Below are 18,232 nucleotides of genomic sequence, written 5' to 3'. Positions count from 1 at the left end.
CCCGGCGTGGGCAGCTCGATCCTTACGTAATGTCTTTTTTGGAAATGTACCAGTCGATATAATCAATATCCTCCTGTTCAGAACGTTTGGCGGCTTCCTCCTGGGATTTTGGTGGAGAAACGACGGCCTTGTCTCCTTCCTGCCAGTTCGCAGGGGTGGAGACCCCGTGCTCATCGGTCGTCTGTAAAGCTTTGACGAGACGTAGAATTTCCTGCATATTCCGTCCTGTCGTAAGTGGATAATAGATGATCGAGCGAATCTTCTGCTGATCATCAATAACAAAGACAGCCCGGCTCGTCTCTACCTGACTTTCTCCAGGCATAATCATGCCGTATTTCATTGAGACTTCCTTATCCAGATCGGCAATGACGGGAAATTCGATGGACGTGTTGAAATTTTCTTCAATGCTGCGGATCCAGGCAATGTGGGAGTTTACGGAATCAACGCTTAAGCCAAGCAGCTCGGTGTTAAGTTGATGAAGTTCAGGATAAATCTCCTGAAAGCCGACAAACTCTGTCGTACAGACCGGCGTGAAATCGGAAGGATGGGAAAACAGCACGAGCCATTTTCCTTTATAATCCTTCAGGCTGATATTTCCGTGGTTGGTGGGTGCTTCAAAATAAGGAGCACGGTCCCCGATTCTCGGCATTGTGACTTGAGAAACTTCTGTATCAAACTGAGCCATTATTTCTCCTCCTTGATAGGAATTTCGTTTCTGTATGTCTCTTACCACAAATGAGAGCGCTTAATCTTTTTTGGGAAAGAATGAATCAAAAGTCTGCCCTGTCGAATGAGCACAGAATTTTTATAGTTTTTCATGAAGAAGGAGGTGGAACGGTGTATTTTCAGGTATACTACGGGAAGGTATGTATACAGGAAGATCTTATTGAAGGAAGAAGGATAAGTAGTGAAAAAAACTTTTGAACAACTGGGTATGTCCCGGGAAATGATTGATCGATTGAAGAAACAGGGAATTACCGTACCCACTCCTATTCAGGAGCAGGCGGTCCCTGTAATCATGGACGGACAGGATGTCATGGGACAGGCACAGACAGGCACGGGAAAAACGTTTGCTTTTGCTGTACCGATATTAGAAAAAATCGATCCATCCAAGCCTCACGTGCAGGCGCTCATCATATCACCGACAAGGGAATTGGCACTGCAGATTACGGAGGAGACGAAGCGCCTTGCCCCGGAGGAGATTCATGTTCTGCCGGTTTATGGCGGGCAGGATACGATCAAACAGCTGCATAAGCTGGAAGGGACGGTTCATATTATTGTAGCGACTCCTGGTCGGCTGCTTGATCATCTGCGCCGGGAAACCGTCGACCTTACCCAGGTTGAGTACCTTGTCATTGATGAAGCGGATCAAATGCTGGAAGCCGGCTTTTATCCAGATGTGATGGACATCCTTGATCAAACGAATCCGGATAGGCAGTCCATGCTGTTTTCTGCTACACTGCCGTCTTCGGTGAAAAAACTCGGACGGGAAATGCTCCGCGAGCCCAGAACCATTCATGTGAAGCCCGAGAAAGAAACAATCGGCCACATTAAACAGCTGCTGTATCAAACGACAGACAGAGCCAAACAGGATGCGTTGATGACAATTATGCACGAGCATCGGCCATTTTTAGCTGTCATCTTCTGCCGGACCAAACGCCGGGCGAAGAAGTTGAATGATGCGCTCCTCGCCAAAGGATTCCTCAGCGACGAACTTCATGGTGATCTTACCCAGGCCAAACGGCAGAAAGTCATGAAAAGGTTCCGTGAAGCGGATATCCAATATTTAGTGGCTACCGATGTAGCAGCCCGGGGGTTGGATGTAGAAGGAGTCACTCATGTCTTCAACTACGACATTCCCCAGGATGCGGACAGCTACATCCACCGCATCGGCCGTACGGGAAGAGCGGGCGGCAAAGGGCTCGCCATCACCTTCGCCTCGCCGAAGGATAAGCAGATGCTGAGCATTATAGAAAAACAAACCAAACAAAAACTCGAACGCCGTACACTCGATACACTTTCCCCAGGCAAAAGAGAAAAAGAATAGAGCGAAGGATGCTGAAAGGCATCCTTCGCTTTTTTCATGCCATCCTTCCTTCATTTTTTCAGGAACAGTGGCACTTCTGTGGGTGAAGTAAACCGGTGGATGGATAAGCAGCTGCTAAAAAATGGGTCATAGACCTATACCGTTGTAGAATCTTCAGAAATATGATACATTATTAATGTAATTCCGAGTAAACGCATTGGGATTATAAATTATGGGGAGAGATGAAGCGATGGGAATGGAATTCGTCGACCTATTTAACCAATGGGCGAGTTCATATGATGATACAGTAGCAGGAAAAGATCCAGAATATAGAGAAGTCTTCGACGGTTATGAGGAAATGCTGGAGCGTTTAGCCAAGCTCTCATTATCTCCCGTATTGGAGTTCGGAGTAGGAACGGCCAACCTTACAAGAAAAATGGTCGATCAGAACAAAGTGGTCCTGGGCGTTGAGCCTTCTTCGGAAATGCGGAGAATTGCCAAAGTGAAATGTCCTGAAGCAGCAATATACGAAGGGAATTTCCTTGAATACCCTATGCTTCAGTCGCCAATCCGTTCCATTGTCAGCTCGTTTGCTTTTCATCACCTGACTAGTTCAGAGAAGAAAGCGGCCATTGTCGACTTTCATCAGCGTCTCGAAGAAGATGGCCAGGTGATATTTATTGATACCCTGTTTAAGGATAAAGATCATAAGAGCATGTTGATCAAAGAAGCCGAGCAGGCAGGATTTTTAAATTTAGCTCAAGATCTGCAGGAAGAATACTACCCCTATCTAGAAGAGATAAAAGAAATGTTTGTCGAAGCAGGATTTGAGGTATCGTTTGAACAAATTAACAAATATGCCTGGCTTATCCAGGCGGAAAAAGGAGAATGATCTTATGCCTATGAACGTAGAAAGCTTTAACCTTGACCATACGAAAGTCAAAGCGCCTTATGTACGTCTTGTTGGTGTGACCGAAGGGGAAAAGGGAGATAAGATCTATAAATATGATCTGCGTATCAAGCAGCCGAACCAGGAACACATGAATATGCCTGCGCTTCATTCTCTTGAACATCTGATGGCAGAAAACAGCCGAAACCATCATGAGCGTATCGTCGATATTGGACCGATGGGATGCCAGACAGGTTTTTATATTGCAGTACTGAATGATGACAGCTACGAAAATATTCTGAATGTGATCGAAAAAACGCTTCAGGATGTATTGGAAGCAGAAGAAGTACCGGCCTGCAACGAAGTGCAGTGCGGTTTTGCAGCCAGCCACAGCCTGGAAGGTGCTCAGGAGCTTGCCCGCGAGCTGCTGAACAAGCGTGACGAATGGACGGAAGTTTTTTAAAAAACGGGAGATGAGAATGCGATGGGGTACGTGAAGAATATCCAATCTTTGATTGGGCAGACACCTATGATTGAACTCACTCATTCAGCGATCCCGAATCAAGCCCGTATATTTGCCAAGCTTGAATTCATGAACCCAGGCGGTAGTATCAAAGACCGCCTGGGTTTAAAACTGATTGAGGATGCTTTAACACGTAATCTTCTGAAGCCTGGCGGGACGATTGTAGAACCGACCGCAGGCAATACAGGGATCGGTGTCGCTCTTGCTGCTATTGGAAAAGGGTTCCGGGTGATTTTCGTGACACCCGAAAAATTCAGTGTTGAAAAACAGACGCTGATGAGGGCCCTTGGAGCAGAAGTGATTAACACGCCGACGGACCAGGGAATGCGAGGCGCGATTGATAAAGCGCAGGAGCTGTGTGAACAGATTCCGGACGCCTTCAGTCCTCAGCAGTTTAACAATCAGGCAAACCCGGATGCTTATTATGAATCCATTGGTCCGGAAATTTATGCTGATCTTGATGGTGACGTCGATGTTTTCGTGGCAGGAGCCGGTACAGGAGGGACCTTTATGGGGACAGCACGATACTTGAAAGAACAGAACCCTGCTGTCAAGACGGTCATCGTTGAACCGGAAGGATCGATCCTGAATGGTGGAGAAGCGGGGTCTCATCGTACGGAAGGTATCGGTATGGAATTTCTACCTTTTTATATGGATACAGACTATTTTGATGCCATTCACACGATTGCAGATGAAGATGCCTTTGCCCGTGTGAAAGAGCTGGCTCTCAATGAGGGGCTGCTTGTAGCGAGTTCTTCCGGTGCAGTGTTTGAGGCCGCCCTCCGGGAAGCGGAGCAGGCAGAACCCGGGACCCGGATTGTAACTATTTTTCCCGACAGCAGTGAACGGTATTTAAGCCAAGGAATTTACGAGGAGTGAAAGCATGAGGAAAAAAACGCAGTTGATTCACGGTGGTATTACAGGAGATGAAAAAACAGGAGCGGTCAGTGTGCCGATTTACCAGGTCAGCACGTATGCTCAGGATGGCGTGGGGCAGCACCGCGGGTATGAATATTCGCGGACAGGCAACCCGACCCGTTTTGCCTTGGAAGAACTGATTAAAGATCTGGAAGGCGGGCACCGCGGTTTTGCCTTCGGTTCTGGGATGGCTGCTATTACGGCGGTCCTGATGACTTTCAATCACGGAGATCACATCATTTTTACCGACGATGTGTACGGCGGTACGTACCGTCTCGTGTCCAAAGTGATCAACCGCTTCGGCCTGGAAGCGAGTTTTGTGGACACGAGTGATACGGCGAATATCGAAGCGGCAGTCACGGATCGTACGAAAGCGGTCTACGTCGAAACGCCGACCAATCCACTGCTGAAAATTACCGACCTTAATCAAACGGCAGAGCTTGCGAAAAAGCATGACTTAACGTTCATCGTGGATAATACCTTCAGTACACCATACTGGCAGAATCCACTGGAGCACGGCGCGGATATCGTCCTGCACAGCGCGACGAAATATCTGGGCGGCCATAGCGATGTCGTCGCCGGGCTTGTCGTAGTAAATTCCGAACAGCTGGCAGAAGACGTTCATTTTGTGTTGAATTCTTCAGGTGGAATCCTCGGACCTCAAGATTCCTGGCTGTTAATGAGAGGAATCAAAACCCTCGGTATCCGCATGGAGGAAATTGAAGAGAATACCCGGCAGTTTGTCGAGTTTCTTCAGGAACTTCCGGAAGTCACGGACATTTACTACCCAGGGCTTCCTTCGCATAATGGTCATGATGTACACACGAAACAGGCAGGCGGAAACGGTGGTATGATCAGTTTTGACGTCGGCACCGCTGAAAAAGCCGACAAGGTGCTCCGCCATGTGAACTATTTTACGCTGGCGGAAAGTCTTGGAGCTGTGGAAAGTCTCATTTCTGTACCTGCCCAAATGACTCACGCGTCCATCCCTGAAGACCGCCGGGCAGAGCTTGGCATTACGGAGGGTCTTGTCCGCGTGTCCATCGGGTTGGAAGATATTGAAGATTTGAAGGAAGATTTCCTCCAAGCCTTAAGAAAATAACAAGAAAAAAGGGAGTGCTCTTATTAGAGCACTCCCTTAGTCTGTAGAAAAATCTCGTCCTATCCAGTTAGAGTTGTCCGTATGTCGTGTTGAGAAGGCACGTTCCGCTTATCGGCGGATGCTTGCCGCGGGCACGGCCTCAGCAACTTGGTCAAGAAAACCATTGGACCAAGTTAGCTGAGGCCCGCGCTGTTCCCGCAGGCGTCACCACCGAACGCTCCACGTGCCGATGCCTGTGGGAAAACAGCTTTACGCTATGATAAATGAGAAAGATGAGCATATAGCTCCTTCGCCATTTCAAAAGAACAGTACAGGCTGCGTTACTGCCGCTTGCGTGGGAAAGATCCTATCCATGATCAAGTATTGGTGCCCGCTCCTTTGGAGTCACTAGAAAAAGGGTTTCTAGCTGAGGGAGTGCTCTTATTAGAGCACTCCCTTTTTGTATAGGAAAAGAAGGGAGTGTCAAACTAACAGGGACTATCAATCAGGAGTGGAATGACATGGATTATATTCAATATAAAAAGCAGTTGGAAGACCGAAAGAAGGAATTGGAACAGCAGATGATGGATGATGACCAGTATGGCCTGAAGCGGGGATTTGCGAGTGATATGGCCTCGGGTGAATTGTCACAGTACGACAATCATCCCGCGGATTCAGGGACAGAGTTGTATGAAAGGGAAAAGGATATGGCCCTGCTTGCTCATTTTAAAGAAGAATTACAGGACATTGAATATTCGCTTCAGCAGATAAAAGACGGGACGTACGGCATTTGTGAAGTAACGGGGCAGCAGATTCCTGCGGAGCGACTGGAAGCTCTCCCGACAGCACGGACCGTTGCGGATGCATCACCGAATGAGGAGGTTCCCTCTGACCCTCCGGTCGAACAGGACGTGTTGACTCATCTTGAGAATGACTACGGAAGAGACTCGGATGATCCTGAATATAATGAACAGAATGCTTATGAGCAGGTGGCTTCCTTCAATCAAAGCAGCATGACCTATGATGATTCATCCCTTATGGACAATCAGGACGGTGTCGGCTATGCAGAAGAATTCGAGTCGTTTGTTTCGACGGATATGAACGGCTATACGGGAGCGGATGGTGTCTCCTTCCAAAGAAATGAGCATTATGATAAGTACATGGATGAAATGGATGAAAGGGAAGAGGAGCAGTAAACGAGAAAGGCCCGGGAGCATCCCGGGCCTAAGGCTGTAGAAAAATCCGTGTTATCCAGTTAGAGTTGTCCTGTCGTGATGAGGGGGCACGTTCCACTTATCGGTGGATGCTTGCCGCGGGCACGGCCTCAGCTAACTTGGTCAAGAAAACCATTGGACCAAGTGGATCTTCGGCTCGCACTGTTCCCGCAGGCGTCACCACCGAACGCTCCTCGTGCCGATGCCTGTGTGGAAACAGCTTTACCCTATGATAAAAGAGAACGTTGAGCATAGCTCTTTCGCCGTTTTAAAAGAACAGTACTGGCTGCGTTACTACTGCTTGCGTTGGAAAAATTCTATCCGTGACCAAGAATTGGCCCGCCCTTTGCAGTTATTAGAAAAAAGGTTTCTCTACAAGCTTAGGCCCGGGAGTGTCCCGGGCCTTCTTCTGATTAATAACCGACTTCAACGGCTGCATTTACGATGTACATCAAATCATTTTTGTCTTCTTTCTCTTCAAGAAAAATGCCGCTGGTTGTAACCATTCCACCCTCCATGACGGTGATGTTCACTTCGCCAAATGGAATGGCTTTTTTCACTTCCTCATGATCCAGCTGATCGAAATCGCAGGGGACGGCCAGTTTGACGTTAATTTTCATATTGTCCAGAGATTGTTCAGGAAGAACGGTCCGGATGCCCGGCATGGAATTGGTGTGGATGGCATTCTTGACTGCTCGGACAGCTGCCTTTGTCACATTCTGTCCGTGTACATCTGTTCCCATTCCGGTTTGTATAAACATAAGTTGATCCATATCATTTCCCACCTTTCTTCTTGTATGGTATCACAGGTTCCAGACGCTCCGGAAAGGATATGGACAAAGATCAGCGGATAAAAATTTCACTCCCGTCCATTAGTTTCGCCTATTTAGGTCAAACTAATGGTACAGGAGGGATGGACAGTGATGCGACTATGGGTGGTGGCTTTGATGGTGATCCTGATCACATCAGAAGCTGTTTCGGCGGAAAGTATGTATAAAATCATGCACAAAGATAAAGTGGCGGAGGATTGGGAGGTACATGCCGACTATCCTTTGTTTACGAATTTGGAAAATGAAGAACTGCAGAACATCGTCAATCACAGGATTGTTCAAAAGCTGGAGCATACGGCCGGGCGGGTGCAGAAGGGGGCAGCTGATTTCAGCGGAGTTCCTTATTTGTATTATGAAGAGTCCGCTGTTTACCAGGAAAAACATTTCTATTCTGTTGTTATGATTTCCCACATATCAAGGGGGGACCGTTACAATTCTACGGTCACATCGGTGAACTTTGAAGACAGGACAGGCGGGGAAGTGAAGAAGCTGCAGGATCTCTTTGATATGGCCAAGTTGAATAAGGAAGTGAAAAAAGTATTGGATGCTGATCCGGATCTTCGTGCTGAACAGCCATTTGCGGGTGTCCGTGAGAACACAGCTTTTTACATTAAGGATGATCATCTGGTGCTTGTATTCAATAAATTTGAAGTAGCGGCAGGTGTTCACGGCACACCAGAAGTGCCGGTTCCGATGAAGGGTCTTCTGAAAACAGAAATCAACGCCCCCCAAGTTCCCATTCCATCGGTTACATGAGTTTGTGCACATGATCCACAGCGGTGGTGTGGTTTTTGTACACATGAGCGGTTATGTGAAAGTTGTGTATTCGCTGATTATTCAGAAAGTTATTCACACTGTGCACAATGCTGTGGATAGTTTTCTCCACAAAAAAGAAGCATAAGCGTTCTGCTTATGCTTCCATCATTTCCTCATTATTCTGCTCACCATAATAGTGGAATAAATACTGGTCTTTCGTAATGACGTAAAGATCATACACATCCTCGTTACGGTTGATCCATTCGTAGACGTCCGGATAATCCTCGTTGGCAGAGGATACATACGGAATTTTGAGTGCGGCTTTCATGGAACGGACATTGGTACGGCGGATTTTCATAAAGACCGCCTGAACATCCAACTGGAAGAACAACTCTTCAAAAAACGCTTCCTTGGCAGGCTTGTTGTACCCCATACCGAAATAAGGACGGCCGATCCAAGTGGCTAAAAATCCTCTTCCTTCTTGTATATCAAAAAGATTGATCGTTCCGATTGGCTGGGCCCACTCATCCAGGATCGTACGTGAAACCAATTCACCCCGATCTTCTGCTTCTATGGTCTGCTTTGTCAAAAAGTAAAACTCATCACTTGATGAAGCTTTATGGCGGACATATGGAAAAACTTCAGGGTGATTCATCAAATCAAACAAAACCGGGGCGTCATGCAGTTCACGCTTTTTCAGCATAAAAAATCCCTCCTTGGATGAGGAGGGGGGTCGTATGCATAGGAAAGAACCATTCCTGGCTGGTTCGAACCCCCCTCGAATTTTTATCAATTGCTCACAAAAATCCGGGGTGGGAATCGAACCCACTAGAACCAGTACAGCTACTGGTGGCGCACCATTTGCCTTCCCTAAAACAGAAACTTATAAAGAATCATCTAAACTTATAATAATCCAAAACCGTAAAAAAGTGAATAAAATAATTGTAAAGTTGCGATGAAATTTTTTCCTTGTTTCGTCACCCTCCAGCCTTTATGTAAAACATAAAAAGGCACCCTTACCGTGAAGGCTGGGTGCCTATTAAACGTCCTCTACTTCTGTCAGCACAGTAAAGACAACGAGGCGCTCGGAATAAGTGGAGGCTTCCTGGTTGTACGATCCTGTACAGGTAATTAAGTTTAACCTCTGTCCGCTGGAAGGACCGAAAAGTTCACGGATGGGTGAATCTTGAAAAGGGTAGGACGCCATTTTTTCCACTGTGAACGTTAGGCGGGTTCCTTCATCATCATAAAGATAAATCTCATCGCCCTCTGACAGTTCTTTTAAATCAAAAAATACGGCGGGGCCGCTTCTCCCATCTACATGACCAGCGATGACGGAATTCCCCTGGTTCCCTGGTTTTGTCCCAGGCTCAAACCATCCGGTGTCCGTCAAGTTAGCAGGAACCGCCATTCCACCTTCATCGGTATACCCGAGTGACTGGACAGGGGCGTCGACGTCGATGGCGGGGATTTCCAACCGATTCGGTACGATGCCCTCCTGTTTGTCAGGAGATACGGTGGCGGCAGGTGTGTAATTCTGCTGGATCGGCTCGTTTTCAAGGGCGTCTCTGGTTTCTTTTTCTCCTGCGTGTGTTTCTTTCATAAACTCATCCTGGCTGGAGGTAGAAAGAACCCCGGCCTCTTTCAAGGGTTCTTCGCTAAGCAGGAAATAGCTTGCGAAGAAAACGAAGAGACCGAGGATCACAGGGGTTAAGATTCTTTTCATATCTTACTTACGCTTCAGATTTTCTGCGTGTAAGGAATACACCAGCACCTGCTGCTGCCAGACCCAGGATACCGGCATATAGAAGGGCATTGGATGTCTGGTTTGTTCCACCAAAACCAGTTTCAGGCATATCAGAAGGCATAGCGGATGAATCTTGAAGAAGGATTACTTCAGGATTATCAGCAGTCCCTACAGCGAATGCACTATAGACATTACCTGCTTCCAGAGCTGTTCCGGAAAGGTCAATCAGCTGTGTCCCATCTGTTGTGCGGACTTCCAGGTCATATGTTCCAGCTTCAAGTTCCTTATAATCGGTTACCATCGGGAATTCGGCGCCAGAGAAGACAGCGTCTCCATCGATAGGTCCTACATCAACAGCTGGAGCTTCTGGAATGAAGTGTCCAACGCGGATTTTAGCCATATCTTCACTTGCTTCCATGGAATCTTCAAGAGCTTTCAACTGCAGGTTCTCCAGGTTATCAACAGCTGCTGCTGTATAAGCTTTACCAGCTTCTACTGTAACATTTGTTGAAATAACAGGATCCTGTTCACCTTTTGTACCGGCTGCATAAATTTCAACGGTATGTTCTCCTGCAGGAACTTTCATATAGTCGGTAGCTGCTTTGAACTCAGCACCTTCAACAGCGGCTTCATCATTTAAGTATACGTCAACCGCAGGCGCATCAGGTGAAGCATGGACGACACGGAGCATAGCTTCCTCGTGATGATCTGCGAAAACAGCCGGGGCGAACATTCCAAAAATCAAAACAACAGCAGCAAGACTTGATAACAATTTCTTCATTCATTCCACTCCCTTGATTTTTTATATTCATTGCCGGGAAGGCAAAAAATATCGAATTCATACAACGCTGTGTAACACTTGTACAAGTTTTGTTACAGTCTACCTATTACCGTAAAGTTTGAATTCGAAACATTATATTTGTAATGAATGTGCAAAAAAAGCACCGGGATGAATCGGTGCCCTTTTTACTGCCTTGCTATGGATGGATGTTATGCGTTATCCGCTGTGATCCCCGGCGATAGTGAAGTCATCTTTACCATCGAGCACCTCATCGACATAATTTCTTCCCCAGGCGTACATCGCTTCCAGAATCGGGAGCAGGCTTTCCCCGTGTTTGGTCAGCGAATATTCCACTTTGGGGGGAACGACCGGGTACACTTCCCGGTGAATGATATCGTGGGCTTCAAGTTCACGCAGCTGGTTGACGAGCATCCGCTGGGTAATTCCCGGCATAAGGGTCTTCAGTTCTCCGAAGCGTTTCGTTCCTTCTTTTCCTAAATGCCAGAGAATCAGCATTTTCCACTTTCCACCTATAATGGCTAAAGTTAATTCTTTTTCACAGTTGAATGATCGTTCTCCCAAATTCGGCATCATGCTCTTCCTTTCTATATAAAAGTCGAGGGGGCAGTATACTTTTTTTCACTACGTGTGAAAAAAATGCGTACTTTTTTTGTTTCACTAGGCTGAGTATACTAATCCCTGTGCCACAGCGTAAAGTTTTTAACCTGGGGCTTATCCAACTCAAAGAAGAAGGAGTCGAAGATATATGAAATTACAACTTGCTTTAGATCTTGTAGATATTAACGGTGCCATTGAAGTGGTGAAGGAAGTGGAGAACCATGTCGACGTGGTGGAAATCGGCACGCCGGTCGTCATTAATGAAGGATTGAAGGCTGTGAAAGAAATGAAGAAAGCCTTCCCTGATATGACCGTTCTTGCCGATCTTAAAATTATGGATGCGGCCGGTTACGAGGTCAGCCAGGCGTCTGCGTCAGGAGCAGACATCGTTACCATTCTTGGAGCTGCTGAAGATGAATCCATCAAAGGAGCCGTAAAGGAAGCGAAAAAACAGGGGAAAGAAATTCTTGCCGACATGATCGCTGTTCAGGATATTGAAGCACGTGCCGGGGAACTGGATCAGCTCGGTGTGGATTATATTTGTGTACACACGGGTTATGATCTCCAAGCCGTTGGAAAAGATTCCTTTGCAGACCTTGCTGCTATTAAGAAAGTAGTCAAGAACGCGAAGACGGCCATTGCGGGCGGCATCAAGCTCGAAACCCTTCCGGAAGTGATCAGCCATAACCCTGATTTGATCATCGTCGGCGGAGGAATTACCGGCCAGGAAGACAAAGCATCAGCAGCCAAGCAAATCAAAGAACTCATTACCCAAGGCTGAGGTGCTTTATGAATGCACAAGCGTATATGAAGAAGATTACTGCTGAGCTGGAAGAAAGTATTTCACTTATCTCCCGTGAAGAAACAGAAGCACTAATCACCCAGATGCTTCAGTCCAGGAGAATTTTCGTTGCGGGCGCCGGCCGTTCCGGCTTAATGGGAAAATCTTTTGTCATGCGTCTCATGCATATAGGGCTGGACGCTTATGCGGTAGGTGAGACCGTCACAGCTGGACTGGAAGAAGGGGACCTTTTGATCATCGGTACAGGCTCTGGAGAAACCGTTTCGCTTGCGGCTGTGGCAGAAAAGGCAAAGCGTTTAGGTGGAAAAGTGGCGGCTGTTACGATCAATCCTGATTCTACCATCGGTAAAACAGCGGATCTGACGGTTCAAATGCCGGGAGCTCCCAAAGACCGTGGTCAGGAAGAGTTCCGCACGATCCAGCCGATGGGATCCTTATTTGAACAAACGATGCTCGTCTTATATGATGCTTTAATTTTAGGTCTGATGGAGAAAAAAGGCCTGGATTCAGAGATGATGTACGGAAAGCATGCCAATCTTGAATAAATGAAAACAAGCCTCTTCCAAATGGGAGAGGCTTGTTTTTTTATTCCTGGTAGTAAACCATTTTTCCGTTGATCATTGTCCATATCGGCTTGGAGAGATACTCGAAAGGGTGACCGCTCCATAGGACAAGATCGGCATCCTTGCCTTTTTCGATAGATCCTACCCGGTCATCCACGCCGAGGTTTTTCGCTGGAGTAATGGTAATGCCGCGCAGGGCATCCTCAATTTCCATTCCTTCTCTGGCCGCCAGGGCTGCGCAGATGTTTAAGTATTGGATAGGGGTGTAGGGGTGATCGGTCGTAATCGATACTTTAATGCCGTAGTCATGCAGAATTTTATACGTCTGCCACGTTTTGTTGCGCAGTTCAATTTTAGACGCTCGTGTAAAGGTGGGTCCGACAGATACCTGGAGATCACGGCCGGCCAGCTCGTCTGCGATCAGGTGCCCTTCTGTACAGTGTTCGATTCTTAAATCAAGATCGAATTCATCTGCAAACCGGAGCGCTGTAACAATGTCATCCGCTCTGTGTGCGTGGATCCGGACAGGGATTTCCTTGTTGAGAGCTTTAAGTATCGGCTGGACACGGAGGCCTGGGTCAGGATCTTTCATGGCAGCATAAAATGTTTCCCGCAGCGTCCCCATGATGCCAAGACGGGTGATGGATGCATTTTTGGACTGGGAGTGAATGCGTTTCGGGTTTTCACCGAGAGCCAGCTTCAGCCCGGCCGTCTGGCGTAGAATCATATGGTTGATGGTATGGCCCACGGTCTTTATAACCGACGTCATCCCACCGATCATATTGGCGCTCCCCGGCATAATGTGGGCGGTCGTGACACCGGCTTTGCGCGCATTGAAGAAAGCAGGATCCAGCGGGTGAGCGCCGTCGATAGCTCTTAAATGGGGAGTGATGGCTTCAATCGTTTCGTTGGCATCACTGCCTGCCCAGCCTGTACCTTCATCATATAATCCGAGGTGGGTGTGGACGTCAATAAAGCCGGGATACAGATCCATTCCTTTTCCATCAATGCATTCCGCTTGTTCAGGAATTTGGAGGTCCGCTCCATAATCCTGAATTTTTCCGTCGACAATGTGGACAGAGCCGTTCGGAATAGATGGAGAGGTGATCGGGTGAATATGGACATTCTTAATGACAGTCATCATAAACATACAGCCTTTCCAATAGTTATACTTTTATTATACGGTTATTCTTTCCTGTTGGCTCTAAAAAAAGAACAAAGCCCAGGACTTTGTTTCTTCTAAACTGAATAAAAGTACTTTTTTTTCGTGGGGCTGTCCTTATTATTTGGATATTCACGTTCCGCTTTTGCCGTGGGTAAGGCCTCAGCTAACTTAGGCTGTTCCCGCAGGCGTCACCACCGAAGGCCCCTCGTGACCGCAACAGATCACGGGCCGGAAATCGGTCGATATACAAACCGTTTCTCTTGGAATTGTTCTTACATCCACAGGGAACAAGCCGATTTTTTAATACATCAAAAAAGTGGAGCATACCTACACAAATTCGAATGAACAACAGGGCAGAGAATCAGACGTTTCTCTACAAGCTGAAAGGACCAAAGTGGGGAACTTTGGTCCTTGTTTGTTAGTTTTCCAGAATAGAGGCAAGAGCCGGCTCTAGTTCGGGATACTTGAAGCTGTACCCTTCTCGGAGTGCTTTTTTCGGAATAACGGCCTGACCATCAAGGAGCAGGGTACTCATATCTCCAAGCGCTGCCTTCAATGCGAAGGCCGGAGCCGGGAGCCAGTGCGGCCGGTTGAGAACATCCCCCAATGTCTGTCCGAAATCCTTGTTTCGCTTCGGATTGGGAGCCGTTCCATTCAACGGGCCCTCAAGGTCGGGGTGAATGAGCGCAAATTGAATGAGGCCGACAACGTCCTGGACGTGGATCCAGGACATCCACTGTTCACCGGAGCCGAGGTTTCCGCCGACCATCATTTTGTAAGGGAGGACCATTTTAGGAAGGGCGCCTTCCTCACCTAAGATAATTCCGAAGCGCACATAAACGGTTCGCACCCCTTTTTCCTTGGCTTTAGCCGCCCTTTCCTCCCATTCCACGACGACACTAGCAAGAAAATCGTTCCCTGCCTTTGTCGTTTCTTCCGTGAACGTTTTCGTTTTGGATTGTCCATAAAATCCGACAGCTGACGCATTGACAAGTACATCCGGCTTTTCAGGAAGGGCATCGATCAGATCAAGAACGCCCTCAGTGGCTTCGATCCGGCTCTGGAGGATGGTCTGTTTCTTTTCTTCTGTCCATCGTCCGCTGTTCAATGATTCGCCGGCCAGGTTTACGATGGCGTCCAGCACAGGCAGTTTCTTTTCCGGGGAGAAGGATTCCTTCAACCATCCAACATAAGTGACCTGATCTGTATTTTGATGCTTCTCGGGGCTGCGGGTCAGTATGTAGATGTCATGACCTTCCTTTTTCAACGCTTGTACGAGTTTCTGTCCTACAAACCCTGTCCCACCAGTAACGGCAATTTTCATTTCTATTCCTCCTGTTCTATGGATAGGCTGTCTCCGGTCCTTTATCATGTATCCAAGGTGGAGTCGTGGTAAAATAAACGCATTGGGGTGAAGCGAATGGCTAAATTGACAAAAATTACAACGCAGAAAAAAAATAAGGCGCGGTACAATATTTTTCTGGATAAAGGCCAGGGAGAAGAGTACGGATTCAGTGTTGATGAAGATGTCCTCATCAAGCACAAGCTCCAGAAAAATATGGAGCTTGATGATGCCGCTGTCCAGGCACTGATTCAGAGTGATAACCTGCATAAATCCTATACCCTTGCCATCAATTATTTAAGCTACCGCATGCGTTCGGAAAAGGAGATCCGCGACTATCTCAGGGAAAAGGAAACCGATCCGGAGCAGATCGATGAAATCATCAAGCGGTTGAAAAACGAGCGGCTGCTGAATGATCAGGAATTTGCCCGCTCCCTCGTCCGGACGAGGGTGACGACTTCCAGTAAAGGTCCGCTCATGGTGAAAAAGGAACTGATTGAAAAAGGAGTCCATGCGCAGACCGCAGCAGATGCGCTTCATCATTATTCTTTCGACGAGCAGATTGAAAAAGCCTTGAAATTTGCAGAAAAGAAAATGAGGAACGATGGCAGGAAGTCTCATAAACAGCAGGTCCAACAGGTACAGCAGACGCTGATGCAGAAGGGCTTTACAGGGGATGTCATTCAGGAAGTGATCGCACAGCTTCCCGATGAAGAGAATGAGGATGCGGAATGGCAGGCCGTCGTCCACCAGGGGGAGAAGCTGCTCCGGAAGTATTCTTCCAAGGCGGAAGGCTATGAATTAAAACAGAAGGTGAAAGCGGGCCTGTACCGAAAAGGGTTTGCATTCGATTCCATCGACAGGTTCATGGAGGAATATATCGAAGAAAGCTAGCATGAAAAAAGAACAAGCAGGTGACTTAAACGTCAACTACTTGTTCTTGTTTTCTGAGCAGGCCTTTTTTATCAAGGTCTTCAATGGCTTCGTGAACATGATCGACAACCGTACCGGCTTTCGCTTTCACTTCATCACGTGCTGTGGACATGACGTAGCTGTGCGGTGTCATTTCAAACATGCTTACATCATTAAAGGAATCCCCGACACAGGCGACTTCTTCAGGGGCAAGGCCGAGTCCTTCGATCAACTTTTTCAGACCACTCTGCTTATTGATGTTTTTAGGCATCATATCCACGCAGGATTCGTGGGAGATGAAGCTGTCGATTTCTTCGCCGAAGGTGCTTGCGACTTTATCAGCAGCCTTGATGACATCGGCTTCCTCTCCGTGCAGGGTAATCTTGGACGGGGTCACTTTTGTACCGATTACCTCATTCAGTTCCGGCTTAACGATGATGTCATGGAACATCTGCTCGGAAATGAGGTCGATCCAGTGGCTGTGTTCCTTTGTAAAGGTTTCATCAGCTGTCGACACCGTTTTAACCATCGGTTCGTCATCAATTTCTCTGACAATCCGGTGGGCAAGCTCAGGGTCGAACGTCTTTGCGAGGACCGGCTTGTTCTGACTGTCAAAGACGAAAGCGCCGTTCTGGCTGACGCGGTGTCCGTTGACGCCTACACGTTTCAGCACCTCGCTGATTTCATGGTCCATACGTCCGGAGGCTACGGCAAGCGGAGTCCCGTGGTCGATCATCTTTTTTAAGGCATCTACATCTTCATTCTTTATATAATGGTCCTGGCCGAGCAGGGTGCCATCAAGGTCTGTAACAAACAATTTGATCATGGAAATGCTCCTTCCTTTGGCATTTATCAAGTACCTTCATGATTGTACACGACGTAATCGCTTACACACAAAGGAGAATACCTGCCCGTAGTTTAACCTCTTGTAAAAAATACAAATCAACTATAGGATAGAAGTTATGAGATGACTGAAAACGCTTTTAGTGTGATGTTAGTGGGGGACCGTTATGGAACAGCAATTAACAATAAAAAAAGTATTGAATAATAACGTCATCATTGCTGCCCACCCGTCCTACGAGGAAGTGGTGCTGATCGGAAAAGGAATCGGCTTCAACAAGTCCACAGGGGAGGACGTCTCCTTCGACAAAGCCGACAAAACCTTTCTTTTGAGCAATGAACAGGAAAAGGAACAGTATGTCAATCTGCTGCCTCACATTGATGAAGCGCTGATTGATTTTATGAATGATATCCTGCACCATATCGAAGCGAGGATGGGACAGGAGCTGAACCAGCATATCCACGTGGCTCTGACTGACCACATTGCTTTCGCCATCAACCGGGCCAAAAAAGAAATGCAGTTCTCGAACCCGTTCCTGTTCGAAATCGAATCGCTTTATCCGAAGGAATACCAGGTGGCGACAGAAGTGGTGACGATGATTTACGACCAGATGGGCATTCATTTTCCGGAAGGGGAAACCGGTTTTATTGCGCTGCATATTCATAGTGCGGTCACGGATAAGACGCTGCGGGAAATCAACCGGCATAACCAGTTGATCACCCGGCTTGTAGGAATTGTGGAGAAAACCATGGACGTTGAGATCGACAAAAAAAGTGTCGATTATCATCGGCTTGTCCAGCACCTTCACAGAGCGATCGACCGTGTCTACCAGGGGGAATCGGCAGGGGATGAAATTCGTCTCGCTGAGATGTTGAAACAGGAGTACCCGGTATGCTATAATCTTGCTTGGAAGTTGATTAAAGTGATGCAGAAACAGCTGAATAAACCCGTGGATGAATCAGAAGCCGTTTATCTGACGATTCATCTGCAGCGTTTAACCCATAAATCCTAAAACGTACGTGTTACTGACACGATCAGGCATGAGTACATGCAGGGGAAGTGGTTATCATAGGGATAGGTCTATCCTTATGCCACTTTGGCCTGCTGTGCTCATGCCTTTTTTATGTCCATAAACAGATCGGCTTCAAGTCATCATTCCTACCTGGTCATCATCTGTTTAAGACTGAAACCGTTTTAGTTTGATTGCTCCGGCATTTCTGCCAC

Annotated in this window: 20 protein-coding genes; 11 read left to right on the top strand and 9 right to left on the bottom strand. The window is 47.3% G+C overall.

The annotated features are described in order from the left end of the window. Window positions 1–22: 22 nt before the first annotated feature. The gene (locus tag H615_RS0116010; protein ID WP_027956088.1) at window positions 23–685 is read right to left on the bottom strand and encodes a peroxiredoxin; all 663 of its coding nucleotides are present in this window, start codon (window positions 683–685) and stop codon (window positions 23–25) included. A 222-nt stretch (window positions 686–907) separates the two neighbouring features. On the opposite strand from H615_RS0116010, the gene H615_RS21520 reads away from it, so the two are divergent. From H615_RS21520 to H615_RS0115975, 6 genes are all read left to right on the top strand, one after another. Beyond that, window positions 908–2,047, top strand: a complete 1,140-nt coding sequence (locus H615_RS21520; protein ID WP_051254747.1) for a DEAD/DEAH box helicase — start codon at window positions 908–910, stop codon at window positions 2,045–2,047. 211 nt (window positions 2,048–2,258) lie between these two features. Beyond that, the gene (locus tag H615_RS0115995) at window positions 2,259–2,918 is read left to right on the top strand and encodes a class I SAM-dependent DNA methyltransferase (protein ID WP_242520375.1); all 660 of its coding nucleotides are present in this window, start codon (window positions 2,259–2,261) and stop codon (window positions 2,916–2,918) included. Between the two features lie 4 nt (window positions 2,919–2,922). Continuing rightward, window positions 2,923–3,378 (top strand): S-ribosylhomocysteine lyase, encoded by a 456-nt coding sequence (locus H615_RS0115990; protein WP_027956085.1) that lies wholly within the window; start codon window positions 2,923–2,925, stop codon window positions 3,376–3,378. A 21-nt stretch (window positions 3,379–3,399) separates the two neighbouring features. Beyond that, the gene (locus tag H615_RS0115985; protein WP_027956084.1) at window positions 3,400–4,317 is read left to right on the top strand and encodes a PLP-dependent cysteine synthase family protein; all 918 of its coding nucleotides are present in this window, start codon (window positions 3,400–3,402) and stop codon (window positions 4,315–4,317) included. Between the two features lie 4 nt (window positions 4,318–4,321). After that, window positions 4,322–5,458 (top strand): bifunctional cystathionine gamma-lyase/homocysteine desulfhydrase, encoded by a 1,137-nt coding sequence (locus H615_RS0115980; protein ID WP_027956083.1) that lies wholly within the window; start codon window positions 4,322–4,324, stop codon window positions 5,456–5,458. A 500-nt stretch (window positions 5,459–5,958) separates the two neighbouring features. Continuing rightward, window positions 5,959–6,633 (top strand): TraR/DksA C4-type zinc finger protein, encoded by a 675-nt coding sequence (locus H615_RS0115975; protein WP_027956082.1) that lies wholly within the window; start codon window positions 5,959–5,961, stop codon window positions 6,631–6,633. 431 nt (window positions 6,634–7,064) lie between these two features. Here the strand turns inward: H615_RS0115975 and H615_RS0115970 are convergent, their stop codons facing one another. Then, window positions 7,065–7,424 (bottom strand): Lin0512 family protein, encoded by a 360-nt coding sequence (locus tag H615_RS0115970; protein ID WP_027956081.1) that lies wholly within the window; start codon window positions 7,422–7,424, stop codon window positions 7,065–7,067. A 150-nt stretch (window positions 7,425–7,574) separates the two neighbouring features. On the opposite strand from H615_RS0115970, the gene H615_RS0115965 reads away from it, so the two are divergent. After that, window positions 7,575–8,237, top strand: a complete 663-nt coding sequence (locus H615_RS0115965; protein WP_244877769.1) for an RsiV family protein — start codon at window positions 7,575–7,577, stop codon at window positions 8,235–8,237. Window positions 8,238–8,391: 154 nt separating this feature from the next. On the opposite strand, the gene H615_RS21515 is transcribed toward H615_RS0115965, so the two are convergent. The 4 genes from H615_RS21515 to H615_RS0115935 form a co-directional block, all read right to left on the bottom strand. Further along, window positions 8,392–8,940 (bottom strand): GNAT family N-acetyltransferase, encoded by a 549-nt coding sequence (locus tag H615_RS21515; protein WP_035532501.1) that lies wholly within the window; start codon window positions 8,938–8,940, stop codon window positions 8,392–8,394. A 336-nt stretch (window positions 8,941–9,276) separates the two neighbouring features. Then, complete coding sequence (locus tag H615_RS0115945) at window positions 9,277–9,840, bottom strand: class F sortase (protein WP_244877768.1); 564 nt, start codon at window positions 9,838–9,840, stop codon at window positions 9,277–9,279. 130 nt (window positions 9,841–9,970) lie between these two features. Next, window positions 9,971–10,765 carry a DUF4397 domain-containing protein gene (locus H615_RS0115940; RefSeq protein ID WP_027956077.1) on the bottom strand — a complete coding sequence of 265 codons (795 nt, stop codon included), beginning with the start codon at window positions 10,763–10,765 and terminating at the stop codon, window positions 9,971–9,973. 216 nt (window positions 10,766–10,981) lie between these two features. Then, window positions 10,982–11,356, bottom strand: coding sequence for a winged helix-turn-helix transcriptional regulator (locus tag H615_RS0115935; RefSeq protein ID WP_027956076.1), 375 nt, complete (start codon window positions 11,354–11,356; stop codon window positions 10,982–10,984). Between the two features lie 175 nt (window positions 11,357–11,531). On the opposite strand from H615_RS0115935, the gene hxlA reads away from it, so the two are divergent. Both hxlA and hxlB read left to right on the top strand, forming a co-directional pair. Next, complete coding sequence (hxlA, locus tag H615_RS0115930; protein WP_027956075.1) at window positions 11,532–12,164, top strand: 3-hexulose-6-phosphate synthase; 633 nt, start codon at window positions 11,532–11,534, stop codon at window positions 12,162–12,164. 8 nt (window positions 12,165–12,172) lie between these two features. Then, the gene (gene hxlB / locus H615_RS0115925; protein ID WP_027956074.1) at window positions 12,173–12,730 is read left to right on the top strand and encodes a 6-phospho-3-hexuloisomerase; all 558 of its coding nucleotides are present in this window, start codon (window positions 12,173–12,175) and stop codon (window positions 12,728–12,730) included. 40 nt (window positions 12,731–12,770) lie between these two features. Here hxlB and H615_RS0115920 read toward each other — a convergent pair whose 3' ends face one another. Both H615_RS0115920 and H615_RS0115915 read right to left on the bottom strand, forming a co-directional pair. Beyond that, the gene (locus tag H615_RS0115920; RefSeq protein ID WP_027956073.1) at window positions 12,771–13,892 is read right to left on the bottom strand and encodes an amidohydrolase; all 1,122 of its coding nucleotides are present in this window, start codon (window positions 13,890–13,892) and stop codon (window positions 12,771–12,773) included. Between the two features lie 439 nt (window positions 13,893–14,331). Beyond that, a complete protein-coding gene (locus H615_RS0115915; protein ID WP_027956072.1) occupies window positions 14,332–15,237 on the bottom strand; it encodes a TIGR01777 family oxidoreductase in 906 nt (301 codons plus the stop codon). 96 nt (window positions 15,238–15,333) lie between these two features. On the opposite strand from H615_RS0115915, the gene recX reads away from it, so the two are divergent. Next, window positions 15,334–16,149: a recombination regulator RecX gene (gene recX, locus H615_RS0115910; RefSeq protein WP_027956071.1), complete on the top strand. Its 816-nt coding sequence runs from the start codon at window positions 15,334–15,336 to the stop codon at window positions 16,147–16,149. Window positions 16,150–16,174: 25 nt separating this feature from the next. Here the strand turns inward: recX and H615_RS0115905 are convergent, their stop codons facing one another. Continuing rightward, the gene (locus H615_RS0115905) at window positions 16,175–16,993 is read right to left on the bottom strand and encodes a Cof-type HAD-IIB family hydrolase (protein ID WP_027956070.1); all 819 of its coding nucleotides are present in this window, start codon (window positions 16,991–16,993) and stop codon (window positions 16,175–16,177) included. Window positions 16,994–17,177: 184 nt separating this feature from the next. On the opposite strand from H615_RS0115905, the gene glcT reads away from it, so the two are divergent. Continuing rightward, window positions 17,178–18,020: a glucose PTS transporter transcription antiterminator GlcT gene (gene glcT, locus H615_RS0115900; protein ID WP_027956069.1), complete on the top strand. Its 843-nt coding sequence runs from the start codon at window positions 17,178–17,180 to the stop codon at window positions 18,018–18,020. Window positions 18,021–18,232: the final 212 nt, after the last annotated feature.

This window comes from Halobacillus kuroshimensis DSM 18393, assembly GCF_000425705.1.
Taxonomy (GTDB): Bacteria; Bacillota; Bacilli; order Bacillales; family Halobacillaceae; genus Halobacillus; species Halobacillus kuroshimensis.
This window is presented reverse-complemented; position numbering and strand designations above follow the sequence as displayed.